General features: G+C 45.7%; 12 protein-coding genes. 3 read left to right on the top strand and 9 right to left on the bottom strand.

The genetic code is table 11. The annotated features are described in order from the left end of the window. Nucleotides 1–135: 135 nt before the first annotated feature. From qmoC to aprB, 5 genes are all read right to left on the bottom strand, one after another. A complete protein-coding gene (qmoC, locus tag ACZ45G_RS00700) occupies nt 136–1,338 on the bottom strand; it encodes a quinone-interacting membrane-bound oxidoreductase complex subunit QmoC (RefSeq protein WP_464174682.1) in 1,203 nt (400 codons plus the stop codon). Nucleotides 1,339–1,374: 36 nt separating this feature from the next. Then, nucleotides 1,375–3,711, bottom strand: coding sequence for an FAD-dependent oxidoreductase (locus ACZ45G_RS00705; protein WP_464174683.1), 2,337 nt, complete (start codon nt 3,709–3,711; stop codon nt 1,375–1,377). Between the two features lie 5 nt (nt 3,712–3,716). Continuing rightward, a complete protein-coding gene (locus ACZ45G_RS00710; protein ID WP_464174684.1) occupies nt 3,717–4,991 on the bottom strand; it encodes a CoB--CoM heterodisulfide reductase iron-sulfur subunit A family protein in 1,275 nt (424 codons plus the stop codon). A gap of 283 nt (nt 4,992–5,274) precedes the next feature. After that, a complete protein-coding gene (gene aprA / locus ACZ45G_RS00715) occupies nt 5,275–7,236 on the bottom strand; it encodes an adenylyl-sulfate reductase subunit alpha (protein WP_464174686.1) in 1,962 nt (653 codons plus the stop codon). A gap of 53 nt (nt 7,237–7,289) precedes the next feature. After that, complete coding sequence (gene aprB, locus ACZ45G_RS00720) at nt 7,290–7,727, bottom strand: adenylyl-sulfate reductase subunit beta (protein ID WP_464174687.1); 438 nt, start codon at nt 7,725–7,727, stop codon at nt 7,290–7,292. Between the two features lie 418 nt (nt 7,728–8,145). On the opposite strand from aprB, the gene ACZ45G_RS00725 reads away from it, so the two are divergent. The 3 genes from ACZ45G_RS00725 to ACZ45G_RS00735 all read left to right on the top strand — a co-directional run bounded on the left by ACZ45G_RS00725 (nt 8,146) and on the right by ACZ45G_RS00735 (nt 10,735). After that, nucleotides 8,146–8,889 (top strand): YkgJ family cysteine cluster protein, encoded by a 744-nt coding sequence (locus ACZ45G_RS00725; protein WP_464174689.1) that lies wholly within the window; start codon nt 8,146–8,148, stop codon nt 8,887–8,889. 3 nt (nt 8,890–8,892) lie between these two features. Beyond that, complete coding sequence (locus ACZ45G_RS00730; protein WP_464174690.1) at nt 8,893–9,711, top strand: SDR family NAD(P)-dependent oxidoreductase; 819 nt, start codon at nt 8,893–8,895, stop codon at nt 9,709–9,711. Between the two features lie 76 nt (nt 9,712–9,787). Then, entirely contained in the window at nt 9,788–10,735 is a 948-nt protein-coding gene (locus ACZ45G_RS00735; protein WP_464174691.1) for an HAD family hydrolase, read from the top strand. Between the two features lie 118 nt (nt 10,736–10,853). Here the strand turns inward: ACZ45G_RS00735 and ACZ45G_RS00740 are convergent, their stop codons facing one another. From ACZ45G_RS00740 to ACZ45G_RS00755, 4 genes are all read right to left on the bottom strand, one after another. Next, on the bottom strand, nt 10,854–11,576 hold the full coding sequence (locus ACZ45G_RS00740; RefSeq protein ID WP_464174693.1) for an SGNH/GDSL hydrolase family protein: 723 nt from the start codon (nt 11,574–11,576) through the stop codon (nt 10,854–10,856). 84 nt (nt 11,577–11,660) lie between these two features. Further along, nucleotides 11,661–12,311: a CDP-alcohol phosphatidyltransferase family protein gene (locus ACZ45G_RS00745; protein ID WP_464174694.1), complete on the bottom strand. Its 651-nt coding sequence runs from the start codon at nt 12,309–12,311 to the stop codon at nt 11,661–11,663. Nucleotides 12,312–12,318: 7 nt separating this feature from the next. After that, nucleotides 12,319–13,422, bottom strand: a complete 1,104-nt coding sequence (locus tag ACZ45G_RS00750) for a pyridoxal phosphate-dependent aminotransferase (RefSeq protein ID WP_464174695.1) — start codon at nt 13,420–13,422, stop codon at nt 12,319–12,321. Continuing rightward, nucleotides 13,403–14,266 carry a phosphocholine cytidylyltransferase family protein gene (locus tag ACZ45G_RS00755; protein ID WP_464174696.1) on the bottom strand — a complete coding sequence of 288 codons (864 nt, stop codon included), beginning with the start codon at nt 14,264–14,266 and terminating at the stop codon, nt 13,403–13,405. Before ACZ45G_RS00755 ends, ACZ45G_RS00750 begins: the two co-directional genes overlap by 20 nt. Nucleotides 14,267–14,629: the final 363 nt, after the last annotated feature.

The raw sequence follows: 14,629 nt of genomic DNA on the forward strand, positions 1-14,629 counted from the left end.
TTTTTCTCCTTCCTGTTTGTCATTCTATAAAAAAGTGTGATTATTGGAGTATTACTGATTCCCACAAAATGCAATCAAAAAAAAAAGGAGGCTGATTTGCACCAGCCTCCTTTCACTAAAAAACAAACCTAACCCTTATCTTCTATTTCCATATTCTGCATAGGCCATGGCAGTAAATCTGTAAACAATATGTGCCATTTTTGAAAACGGCAGGAATGCAAACAGGTTGAAGATAGCAATCAAATGCACATAATAAAGCGCATAGGAAATGTATTCCAAATGGGCCAAACGCGCCATTTCCGTCAGCATACCGGTCAATCCCAGGGTAAAAACGATTCCCAGGATAAGCCAGTCTTTGTAAGTGTTCAGCGTATCTTTATTGCTCAGCCGGTTTTTGATCATCAGGCCGGAACCGATGACCAGAGAAACCCCGGCAATATTGGCAAGCCATTTAATGGGGTTCAGCTGTGGGTAGGGGCCGGGATATCCGCCAAGATACAGCATCATTCCACAGACTGCTGTGACAATGAAAAGTCCGATAAATCCATACAACACCATCATATGCGGGGTGGCACGGTCTTTATTTGTTTCACATTCGTTGAACTTATCATGTTTGAGTATGGTGGGAATCACCCGGAGAAGAGCCTGAAAGAGTTCTTTATAGTTCAGGGTGGTCTTGTCGGTTTTTCCTTCCGATACGGCATTTTTATGAATATCCACAATAAAGCGTTTCAATGCCAGCACGAATACAATGACAGCAAAGGTGGCTGTGGGAATCATGGTCATATCCACAAACCAGGTGGAAAAGAAATTGGAATGGGATATCACATGTGCTCCCTCGTGGGCATGGGACCAGTGAAGGCGACCCCCAAGGGCATCCCCGAAGAGGACATTAAAAATTTTGGTCATGGTATCACCAAAATTCATGGTGATGAAGGCCAGAAGGGCAAACCAAATGGCCGGGATGCCGATCAGGAAGGGCAGTTTTTTCGGGTCATTCACCGCCCTTGCCAGTGCCTTTGGCGTTGCATATTCGATAATGGCAACCGATCGAATAGCCGCAAGCACGTCTCCGGGAGCAGCTCCCCTGGGGCAAAGGTCTGAACAATCACCGCAATTATGGCAAAGCCAGATATCACCGTTGCCGATCAGTTTATCTTTGAGGCCCCAGGATGCCGCGATCATTTCTTTTCTGGGAAAAGGGCTGTCTTCCGGTGCAATGGGGCAGGCAACGGAACAGGTGGCGCATTGGTAACACTTTTTGAGTGTGTCTCCACCAAGACCCTTTACTTGGGCAATAAACCCAAGATCTGGTTGTGCAAGATATTTTTCAGTCATACTAATATACCTCCATATAATTTTGCAAATTTACCCTTAGAATCCTTTGAAAGGGTTGGGGCCCATTTCTTCAACTTTTTCGACAAAGGCATTAATAATCCCTGGAAGTTTGTCATATTCATCAATGGCAATCTCTTCAAAGGCCACTCGCTCTTCTTCAAGGGCAAGACTTGCAAGGGCCTCCCCAATCTTTTTTACCCGGACTTCGGCTAGTTCTGAGCCTTTCATAAAATGGCACTGGTAATCATCCCCATGTTTACAACCAATGAGAATGCAACCGTCAAGGCCCTGGGCCAGGGCATCTTTAATCCAGATGGTATTGACAGAACCCAGACACCTGACCGGAATAAACCGGACATTGGGTGAATAATCAATTCGGTTCATTCCCACCATATCAAGGGCAGGGAAGGCATCATTTTCGCAGACAAGGGCCAAAAATCTAAAGGGCGGCTCATCATAATCATCTTCAGAGGGGACGCCGATGGCCTTTACCTGGGAGCCGATACTGTCAATGGTATAATCGGCGAAGGTGATAATTCTCTCAGGACATGCACCCATGCAGGTTCCGCATCTTCTACACCGGGTGGGGTTGATCTTGGGAGTTCCCTTTTCATCATCATCCAGGGCGCCAAAGGGGCACTCAACCGTACATCTTTTGCACTGGGTACATCTCTGGAAGAAGAAATCCGGATAGGTCATGTCACCAGACCTGGGGTGAACGGCCATGCCGCGGTTGGCACTTTCAATACATTGGATGGCCTTAAGCGCAGCACCCGTTGCATCTTCAATGGATTCTTCAATGGTCATGGCCCGTCTGATGGTGCCAGCTGCATAAACGCCGGTTCGCTGGGTTTCATAGGGGAAGCAGATGTAATTGGAGTCTGCATATTGACCGAAAAGATCATTGTCCCGAAAGCCGGGTCCCTGTCTGTAGGCCAGGTTGATGATGGGATCATCCTTGGTAACCGGTACCATGCCGCCGGCAACAACAACCATGTCCGCTTTGATGGCAAGATTGTCTCCCAAAAGGGTATGGGCGGCGGTGACGGCAATGCTGTCACCCTGTTGGACAACTTCTGTGACAGCCCCCTTGGTCATGAAAACACCATCATCTTGCTGCATGCTTTTGTAGAAATATTCCTGGAGTCCGGGGGTTCTCATGTGCTGGTAGATGATGTAGGCTTTACCGTCTGAATAATCGTTTCGGACATACTTGGCCTGTTTGAGGGCCACCATGCTGGTAACAGAACCGCAATATTCAAAATCTGCATCATCTTCATCCTTGCCAGGACTCTGGATGAATACCACGTTTTTTGCTTCTTTGCCGTCGGAGGGTCGGACAATCTTTCCCTTGGCCGCAATCATTTCAAATTCATCATTGGAAACCACATCGGCAAGGTCCACGCCCAGGTGGGCATATTCTTCGCCTTCCAGAACGGCAGGTCGCCATCCGGCTGCCAGAACTACAGCGCCATACAGTTCGCCATCCGGATCCAATTGAAGGATATCTTCTCTTCCTTCATTGTATTCGAGATATTTGGCATGGGCAGATTCGGCATCCAATTCCTTGCCTTTTTCATCCAACAGCATCTCAGGAGGACACGGAAACGGAACGTCAAAGGGAATCTTTTCACCGGGGGTTTTAAAGGTCACCGTGAACTCACCGGGTTGGCCTGCGATGCGGGCGACCAGTGTATTGGTTTTGACCGTGATGTTTGAAAAGGATTCAATCTCCTGGATCATGGCTTCCACCACCGGGGTCTGGAGCGCTTCAAAGGGCTCTGCAACTGGCATCTGGCTGCGAAGTTTGCCTGCATATCCGCCCAGGGCATCGGTTTTTTCAACAATAGTTACCTCATACCCGGTTTTAGCTGCATCAAGTGCCGCTGCCATTCCGGTAACCCCCCCCCCCAGAACCAGGATCTTCTTGGAAAAAGATTCTAATTTATAGGGTTCGGGCAGAGTGACTTTTTCAACACAGATCATAGCCATCTTGATATAGTCTTCCGCCTTCATCTGGATGGGGTCAAAATGTTCTTCATCATCCTTCTGATCTTCGGTAAGGGCGGGATATTTTTCCCTTGAATGGGGCCAAACAACCCCTTCTCGAAGGTTTGCTCTTTCCACAATGCAATTATCAAATTTGAACACGTCAAAGTTTACCCGCTTGGAGCAGGCCCCGATGACCATTGCATTTACCTTGCCGTCATCCACATCTTTTTGAATGAGGGCAACGCCTTCTTTGGAACACAGGAAGGGATGAGTGGTACAATTTACGCCCTCTTCATCGGGGACATCGACCAAGGCTTCCATGTCGAGTGTATCACCGATTCCACAGCCTGTGCATATATATACGCCGTATTTTTTATCCATGGTCCTTACCTCCTTACAAGGGTCTGAATGGCTTTAAGTGCCATGCCTGTGGCATTCTGGTTAGATGTTACGACATCGGCAGGTTTGTTGGCACAACCTGCTGCAAACATGCCGCCTTTTGAAAAGTCATTCACAATAAAGCCGTCTTCGTTGTATTGAAGATCTGCATTGGGTTTGTCAATGGCGCAGGTGGGCTGCATCCCGGTGGCAAGTACCAACAAGTCAACGGTCTGACGGACCTTTGCGCCTGTGATGGTATCTTCCGCCACAAGATTTATGTTGGCGCTTTCCGCTTCTTCACTGACTTCTGCTACTTTACCTTTGACAAAGAAGATGTTCTCATCTGCCTTGAGGTTGGCATAGAATTTTTCATATTTCAAACCCGGTGTCCGAAGATCTATATAATAGATATAAATTTTGGCATCCGGGTACTGGGCTCTCAAATAGGTGGCATGCTTTAGGGAGGCCATGCAGCATACATAAGAGCAATAGGGCAGATGATTCTCGTCCCTGGACCCTGCACATTGTGCAAATGCGATGGTTGCAGGTGCTTTGTTATCGGAGGGTCGAAGAATCTTTCCTTCGGTGGGACCATTTAATGAGGCCATTCTTTCCAGCATCATATTGGTCACAATGTTCTGATACCGGCCAAACCCCAGGTTATCGATCTTGGTGGCGTCGTAGGGTTGCCATCCTGTGCACCAGACAATGGCACCGACTTTAAGATCAATGGTTTTTTCTTCCATGTCAAAGTCAACGGCATCATATTTACAGGCTTCCTTGACTCTGTCCCGGTCATCGGTGCTCATGGCAGGATCCATGACATATCTTTGGGGGAATGCCATGTTATGGGGAAGATATGCGGCTTTTCTGCGGTCCATGCCAAAGTTGAAATCATTGGAAATTTCAGTTTCACAGACTTTGGCGCATTCGCCGCAGGCGGTGCAGTTTTCATTGACATATCTGGGGGCCGTCTTGACGGTTACCGTGTAATCACCGGCTTTGCCGTCCACGCTGGCCACTTCAGACATGGTAAGTACGGTGATGTTTTTGTTGTCCTTGAGTCGTCTATAGTTGATCTCAAGTCCGCATGTGGGCGGGCAAAGTTTGGGGAAGTAGTGTTTGAGCTGGGATACTCTTCCGCCAAGGGATGCTTCCTTTTCCACAAGGAAGACCTCATACCCCACTTCGGCAGCTTCCAGGGCAGTTGTAAGGCCACTGATTCCACCGCCAACCACCATGATGCTTCCACTTACCGGGGCTGAATTATCTGTTGTCATGCTGTCCCTCCGTGCAATTGAGTTGTTTCTATTGGTTTTCTCATTATTATTATATGCCAAAATCCCAAGGCCTTACAGCCCTGCAGATTTTCTCCGGCACCCTCTCTCCTATTTTGTAAATACAGACGCCTTGGGTTAACGCAGTAATCGCGTATGTCTTTACAAAAGAGGAGACAGGAAGAAGGCCGGATAAGGCCTGTAATTTGAAAAAACCTCCAGGCACTGGAGAACCAGCACCTGGAGGTTGCGTATCAAACTATACCCTCAAAACTCAATTGCTGTATTAGTCAGCAATGATTTTGATGTAAGGTACTTTTTTCATGGTCCACTCATTGGTTACTTTGTTGTATGTAGAGTTAACAAAGCAGAACCAATTTTCGTCATCCTGACCCATGAAGTCACCTCGGTAGTAAAAACCGGGGTATCTTGATTCTTCACGGAACTGGATGTGACGGGTATGGGCCTGAACTGTGTAGAGACGATGGTTGATTTCCCATGCTCTCATCAATTCATGCAGATCACCGGCGCCAATTTTCTCAAGGTCTTCACGGAACATTTCGAACAGATCCATGAGGATTTCAAGGGATTTTCCACCTGTCATGTAGTATGTTGCAGTACCGCCACCATACTCATTGGTCATCTTCATCAGACGCATTGCCATACCAGCAGGTTTGCAATAGTTGGGGTTAACATTCTCATCTGTTGAATAACCGCAATGATCAAGATAATTTCTGACCGGTGCATAAACAAAGTCAACCAATTCTGCATCAGTTTCTTTGAAACCAGTTACCTTGGAACCTTCTTTTTCCAGGTACTGCATCATGGATTTTGCAACAATACGACCCTCAGCATGGGATCCGGAAGAAAACTTATGACCGGAACAACCAACCCCATCACCAGCGGTAAACAGACCGTTGACGGTGGTCATTCTGTTGTAACCCCATTTGTAGCTGTCCGGGACCCAATCTTCTTCAGGACCTGAACACCAGATGCCGCAACAACCGGAGTGAGAACCTAACAGGTAGGGTTCGGTCGGCATAATCTCAGAGTCTTTCAGCTCAGGTTCAGTGTTAGTTGCGCACCAGAGACCGGCCTGACCAATGGACATATCAAGAAAATCTTCCCAAGCTTCAGACTCAAGATGTTTGAGTTCTTTCTTGCTCATGGTTTCGCCCAGTTTTGCAAGGGCATCGGAAGTTTTCATGATGATGGGACCACGGCCTTCTTTGTACTCTTTCATCATGAGATGGTTTCTCAGACAAGTAGGCGTTACAGCAGCAGTTCCGTAAGGAGCATATTTTGCAAGCTCTGCTTTTGCTTCGTCGGATGCAGCATAGTTCTCGCCAAGACCATTAACGGTCTGGGCTTTAAAAAGAAGGAACCACGCGCCAACAGGGCCGTAACCATCTTTAAAACGAGCAGGGGTGAAACGGTTTTCCATCATGGAAAGCTCGGCACCTGCTCTGGCAGCCATTGTATAGGTAGAACCTGCATTCCAGATGGGATACCAGGCACGACCTTTTCCCTCACCAACTGAACGGGGCTGATACACATTAACCGCGCCACCGCAAGCACACATGATAACTTTTGCGTTGATGATATAAACTTTGTTTTCTCTCAGTGAGAAACCAACAGCGCCAGCAACTCTTGTGGGATCATCTTTGTCGTTGAGAATCTCAACGATGAAGCATCTTTCAATGATATTGTCTGGGCCAAGGGCTTTTTTACCGGCTTCGGCAACAATTCTCTTGTAGGACTCACCATTGATCATGATCTGCCATTTACCGGTACGGACCGGAGCGGCGCCGCCCTTAAGCGTACCCTGTTTCAGACCTTTTTTCCCGTCAAGGGTTTTTCCGTCGTCACTTTTTTTCCAAATGGGAAGTCCCCATTCTTCGAAAAGATGTACGGAATCATCAACGTGGCGACCCAAGTCAAAGATAAGGTCTTCACGAACAATACCCATAAGGTCATTTCTAACCATGCGGACATAATCTTCAGGTTTGTTTTCGCCAACATATGTATTGATTGCGGAAAGACCCTGGGCTACTGCACCAGACCGCTCAAGGGCTGCTTTGTCACAAAGAAGAATTTTTGTGTCGTCAGATGCCCATTTTTTAATTTCAAATGCTGTTCCGCAGGCAGCCATACCGCCACCGATGATCAGAACATCAACGTCTCTTTTATCAACCTCAGGATCTCTTACAGCTCTAAGCTCTCCAACAGGTTTATTTGGTAATGCCATTATATACCTCCAAAATTATATATAAAGTATCAAATTTTAATTGTGACAGTTAATTATGCAAGCTCGGTTGGAGCTGCAAGAACATAACCGTCAGCTTCCTGGGTGGAAAGAAGACCAGACCAAAGATCTTTGCCTTTCAGATCATCATAGGAATTGGCTTCACCTTCAGGAGTAGTTCTGATGGGGAACTTAAAGCGTTTCACAACACCGTTCCGGAACTTACAGGTCCACATGATGTCCTCGGTACCCATCATGGGAACAACAGAAGCTCCCATTGGAACAAAGTCAGAGTATCCTCTGACTTCAATTGCCTGGGAAGGACAAATTTTTACACATGAATAGCATTCCCAGCACTGATCTGGCTCCTGGTTGTATGCTTTCATTTCGTTGGGTTCAAGAACCATCAGGTCATTGGGACAGATATACATACAAGCTGTTTTGTCCCCACCTTTGCAGCCGTCACATTTTTCTGCAATTACAAAAGATGGCATTTAAAATACCTCCATAATTTAAGTTAATCAAATCGCACAATACCGTTGTGCTACTATTTTTATTAACAACATAGGCCGAATCATTCACTGTTCCGCCTGGTAATCCATAAGCCAGTTCTTGGACCAGTGCAGTTTATTCCAAGTAAAAAAGTTAATCTGCACCTGATGCAAGCTTCGCATAAATGTTAAGGCAATAGCACTCTGATATGGCTATTGTCAAGAAATTTTGAAAAAAGATTGACCTATATTTCCAATTGTTTTGGCGGCTGAAATTCATTACAATATATATTAAATTCAGGCGGGACGAGGTACCATATGTAGTGAGGTGTCCTGATCAAAAAGGGACTGGAAAAATTAAAGGAATCCTGGTAATTTAAGTGCGGTTTAAAAACGAAAAAATTTAATTAAGGACATAAAAATGACCGAAGACATGATCCCCGTCCATGAACGAGACCCGATGCCCTTTGAGTGTTGTTCTGAGAACCCCTGCTTTAATGACTGCTGCCGGGACCTGAACCAGGCCTTAACCCCCTATGATATTTTAAGGCTCAAAAGAAATCTGGGGATATCTTCCCAGGTTTTTCTCAAACGCTACACCTCCTTTCATTTCGGACCGAATTCGGGGCTGCCCATTGTTGCGTTTAAACTCGATCCTGCCACAGGCTATGAATGCCCCTTTGTAACCCCAAAAGGCTGTTCCGTATATGCGGACAGGCCAGGCTCCTGCCGACTTTATCCCCTTGCTCGGGCCATTGCCATGGATCGGGAAACCAAGGAAATTAATGAATATTTTGCTTTAATTGAAGAACCCCATTGCAAGGGATTTGGCAAAAAAACAAATTTGACGGTCCGTGAATGGATGGACGGTCAGGAGGTGGCGCTCCATAATTTGCACAATGACAAACTCATGGAACTGATCAGTTTGAAAAATAGGATTTTGCCGGGGAAGCTTGACGGTGCCCAGTCCGATCAGGTATATCTGGCCTTGTATGACCTGGATGAATTCAGGTATAGGATTTTTGAGCGGGGTATTTTAAAGAATTTCAACTTGGCCGACTCCCGTTTGCAGACGCTGAAAATCGATGATGAAGCCCTCATGGACTTTGGCATTGCCTGGGTGAAAAATATGCTCTTTGGTATAGAACTATACATAAAGGAATAGGCAATGGAGATCCAAGGCAAGGTCGCCCTGGTTCTGGGGGCGGTAAAGGGAATCGGAAAAGCAATAGGGCTTGCCCTGGCGGATCAGGGGGCAACTCTCATACTCACCCGCCATGATTGGGAAACCGATTTTGACGCCATGGAGGACGCGTTTGCAGCCAGCCGGGCCGAACACCATATCTTTACCGCAGATCTGTGCAAACCTTCGGATATAGAAAAAATAGCTGGTTTCATCCGGGACAGATACGGTCGTCTGGATATCCTTATTAATAATATTGAACGGGGAGGATGGCCCACGGTCCACGGCAAATACACTGAAGCGCAGTGGGACCTTGAAATTCAAACCACCCTCAAGGCCAAACGATGGGTCTTTGACGCGGTTTATCCGCAGCTCATGGCGTCTCGTGACGCCATTGTAATTAATTTGTCCTCCATTGCCGGCATGGTGGGAAGAGCAGGTCCCGCAGCGCTTGTCTTCAATGACGGATATGCCATGGCCAACCGGGGGATCTCTTCTTTAACCGAAACCTGGGCCCGAATGGGGGCACCCACTCTTCGGGTTAACGAGCTTATGCTGGGGATTTTTGAAACCCGTCATGCCCAGGGAACCCGGGGCTGGCGAGAGGTGCTCACGGAGGATGAAAAACAAGCACTCATTGACCACACGCTTGTAAAGCGGACCGGCACCATCGAAGATGTGGTCAAGGCCTGCCTTTTTATGATCAAGGATGCCCCCTATATGACCGGCAGCGTTGTCCGTCTTGACGGCGGTTTTGTCCTGGCCGGGGAAGAGGTCCCGCCCCTGCCCGGGGGGATTGTGTAATCGGAAAATTTATTGCCAATTCACTTTGATGAGACATTGGGTGGAATAACTAAAGTAAAACTAAAGGAAATGAAGAATGCTTTCTTCCTGGCCTGAAAAAATTGTTGCCAGACTTGAAAAGCTTGCTTCAGCCTTTGCTTATGATGATAACTATGCCGTATTCGATGCAGACGGAACCCTTTGGAGCAATGATCTAAGTGAATCGCTGCTTTCTCTTCTTGAATCTGAGAAGATTATTTCAGTTGGCAGGTATAATGCAGCTATGTTTCCAATGCCGATTATGTCAGGAGAGAGTCTGGTCTCTTATTACCTCAGACTTTGTGATGCGGATATAAATCTTGGTTACTTCTGGCTGTGTCAGGCCTTTGCCGGTTTTTCACCCGGAGCGTTAAAAGAGCATATTGATGACTTGTTTAATAAAAATGGTTCAATTTCATATATGGCATCTCAAAATGATGGTTCCATTGTTGAAAAGCGGATTGATCGACCAACAGTGTTTTTCTGGCAGCAGGAGCTGCGGGCATTTTTATTTGAAAAAGGGATTAAGGTTTATGTTGTGACGGCATCCCAGGAAGAGCTTGTGCGAATGGTTGTTGCAGATCCGAAATACGGTTTTGATATTCCGTCTTCAAGCGTCATCGGAATGAGGCTTGCCCTTAGATCTTCAAATGGTAAGAACCTTTTAGGTCAGTATGATAAGCGTCTGAATAAAAATTATTATGAAAGTATGATTACGTCTTCTTTGTCAGGTATCACAACCTGGTATTCAGGTAAGGTCGCTGCCATAAAAGAATATGTCGATTCCGTAAAAAAGCCAGTGCTTGTGGCAGGCAATTCAGAGAGTGATTTTGCCATGCTTGATTATGCAAAGACAGAACCTGGTATGAAAATTTTTGTCACGGAAAACGATGAGCAGCAGAATCTTTTAAAAGAAAAAATCTGTGCAATGAAGGGACTGGATAAAAATGAGAGTCCGCTTTTGAAAACTAAAAAATGGGAAGTTATCTTTCCTGATCAGTTTTGAAACCATGAAAATATAATAGACCAATGAATCCGGTGTGAATTATCGGTGGATAATGGCGGCTCAGTCGGGCTTGCAACCGGTCGTATTTTTCCAACCTTAAAGTTTAATTATCGAATGTTCATGTGCGAAAGTGCCGGTTGATCTGTTCAAAGATCTGTCTTCCCCAGAGGGTATGAAGTTTGGGGCCCGGATGAAAGCCGTCCTCGGCCATAAGTTTCTCATCAAAGGGTAAATTAAATTTCAGGAATTCACAATCGGCCTGGGTCGCAAGCCAGGCCCCCATGGGTCGATTCATCTGGCTTGAACACAATCCCAGGTAAAATCCCAGGGGCCAGGGCAGCGCCGGGAACATTTCCATGGGGGGAACTGCAGAAATGAGCAATTTTTTAATCTTGAATTTTTCCCGCAAAAGACACACCAGTTTTTTTTGGCTTGCCATCCATTGGTCCTTTGTCACCCCCGCTTTTACATCGTTGACCCCCAGGGAGGTGACCGCAACATCAAAAGTTGCCGAAGGCAGGGATTGCATATGCGTTACGGTATCCGCGGTGGTGGCACCGGTTTTTGCAATCAATTCCCATTCAACCCTGAACTCTTTTCCAAAACAGACAAGAATCTGCCCGGACAATGCCCTGGCCTGGTCATCCACACCAACCCCGGCAGCAGCAGAATCCCCAAGGATCAGCAGGCGGACCTGTTTAACCCCATTGCCCTGGATACCCTTGCGAAGTCCAGCGGCTTCGGGCAATCTGGGGGTATTTTTCCTGACCTGTTTCCCCTGGTAGATTAAAACAGGGGCCAATATTATTTTTAAAAGCCAGAGCATTCTTTCTTTTATCACATCTTTTGGGCCCTTTAAACGATGTTCTTCATCGTTTAAACAGATAGTTGTCGCCTGGACCCTAGGTCATATCCACTCAATCATTTATGAAAAACTGATAAAGCTATAAATAAGTGTTAAAATTACCGTATACCCCATGAGGACATAAAACCAGGCGCCGGAAAATTTTGGTGTTCGCAGGGATGACAGGTTAAAGCCCGCCATGATCATGAACATTGCATAGAGTATGATTGAAAAAGTACCGGGATCAAAAAAATGTTCAAACAGAAAAATAAACGCGAAAACAATAACATTGTTGTCCAGTGCAAGCCCCTTGTAAGTTGTGCTGTCCACAAGGCCGAATACATTAAAATAACTCAGTCGTATGGCACCTGCGGCAACAATCACAAAGGCACCCGGCAAATACCATGCACTGAACTGCCCGTAACTTAAAAGAAAAACAGCCGGGCAGATGCCAAAACTGACCATATCGATCAATGAGTCCAGCTGGCCTCCGAATTCCCCTTGTTTTTGTGTTCTGCCCTTCATGTTTCGGGCAATAATGCCGTCTCCCCAGTCAAAAAGAACGGCCCAGATCATTGCAATGACGGCAATGGAAAAATGTTGTAAAATTGCAAAATAGATTCCTAAAAGTGCACATAAAAGCCCTGCAAGGGAGCAGATATTCGGAAGGTCTTTGGCAAACCAGAGCATGCCGGTCTGATGGGAAGGTTGATATGGTGGTGTTTTCATCATAAGCTCTCTATTTATACCCAAGGATAGATGCCAGGGCATCCACCAGGTTGGTGTTTTCTTGTTGTGTCCTGGAGGCGATACGGACAAAACGATCCCCATGGGCCAGGGTTTTACCCAGACAATGTTTAATATATATATTATGGTCAACAAATAATTTTTTTGTTAATTGGGGTGCATTCAATCCAGTGTCGGGCAGACGGCAAAAAATAAAATTTGCATCTGGTTTATAAACCGAAAGCTGTGAAAAGGCGTTCAGGTTTTCATAGAGTTTATCCCGATCTTGTCTAACCTGGCTGCAGCTTTTAATAAAATCATTATGAAAATCAGGCAGGATTCTTAAGAACTCTTCGGCAAATCCGTTAATATTCCAGATATGGATACCCTGGCGAACCGCATCGGCAAATTTCAGATTTGCTGTCACCAGATATCCGATTCGAATGCCGCAGATACCATATGCTTTGCTCATGCTTTTGAAAATTGCGATATTGGGATACTTTTCAATTTGATCTTCCATTGAAAATTGATCCGGATCTCGGGTAAAATCAATAAAGGACTCATCAATAATCAGCTGACAATCATGACTGGAAAGTTTTTTGGCCAGGCGTACCAGGTCCTGTTTTGGAACAGCGATGGAGGTGGGGTTGTTCGGTGTGACCACAATTGCAACATCTGCGTTGGCTTTAATGGCGTGAGCTGCAAATTTGTCCACATCCAGCTGGAAAGAGGGCCATTCAAGGGCAAACTCTATGGCGCTGCCCTTTGGCGCTGCATTTACATATTCATTAAATGACGGCACCGGAACAATGAGACGGTTTGTCAGATGCCCCGAGACGATTTTGATAAGCTCTGCCGCGCCATTACCGACAACAATGCGCTCGGGCGGTTGATCAATAAGCTTACCTACCAGACTGGCCAGGACATCCTGGGCAACCGGGTAGTTCAGGACAAGATCATGAATGTTGTTTTTAAAACAGGTAAACACCTCTTCCGGGGGAAAATAAAGGTTATATAAATAGGCATGATCAATAAAATCATGGCGATAATATCCACCATGCTGACCTGAGATATAGTCATATCTTTCCGCCGGGTTGTTATAATCGGGATTGGGCATAAAGGCTTCCTTTAAGAACTTTTTTGCGGGCAGGCAGGTCTGTTTTTGGTAGATAGGTTGTACCTAAAATATCAAAGGGCAAGCCCACCTTTGAGGGGAACAATCTTTCAGCAGAGGCAAGGTCTTCTGCGGTGTCAATCTCATACCATGGCTTATGGTCAAAAAAGACAGCTTCAAGGGATAGTGATCGTTCAATGACCAATTGTCTGAATACCTTTTCATAATAGTCATTCACCTTGCCTGCCAGAATAAATTGATTTAGTTTTGCGATAACCAGGTACCAGGAGGAAATTGAAAGACTGTATATATTTACAGTCTTATAACGAATGCCGCCGGAACCTTCTGCCCCATCACTGTGAAATGCATTAATCGTATTGGATGCATTGATTGTGACGGTTGAACCGTTCAGCCACGGTTTCATTTTGGCAATGGCAATCCTGTCAGGGTAAAGCATCTCCTTCAATAAGGATGGGTCAAAAACAAGATCGCTTTCAATGAGCAAAAAAGGTTCATTAATGACGTCTCTGGCCATCCATAAGGAGTATATATTATTGGTTGTTTTGTATAAGGGGCTGAAAACATACTCAATGGTAAGATTGCCTGCCCGGGTTTCCAAAAAATTTCGAATACAGTCTTCCAGGTGACCGGTAACCACAACCAGTCGTTTGAAACCGTTTTGATTCAGACTTTTTATCAACCGTTCTAATATGGAAATTTCATTCACGAGTGTGAGGCATTTAGGTGATTTTTTTGTGAGGGGGAGCAGGCGGCTTCCAGTGCCGGCTGCCAGTAACAGGGCTGTTGTGATGCGTTTTTGGGGATAAGGTTTCTTTTCTGATTTCATGGGCCTCCTTAATTAACAATTAACGAATTCAAAAAATATTCATCTATTTTGAAGATGAGATTTTTTGTGCATTGGACAAGTTTTATTAAAGATAAAGGCTTCTGACTTTGGGGGTAAACCACATTTGCAGATTGGGGAAATACACCTTAAGAAGGAAACGTTTGCGTATCCTTTATATCCGGGGGGCAATTAACAGGGTATAGGGTTATCAAGTAAAGTCAAGGACCAAATATTTTTTTTTATGGGTTGGCATTTTTTTTGCATTCCGGGCGATGCTTCGGTGCGTCCCACAAAATGTATGCTCACCGGGTGGGATATCTGTATAAATATCCGGACCCGGTGAGCCTGAAAAGACCGGTTGAC

Source organism: Desulfoconvexum algidum, assembly GCF_055382125.1.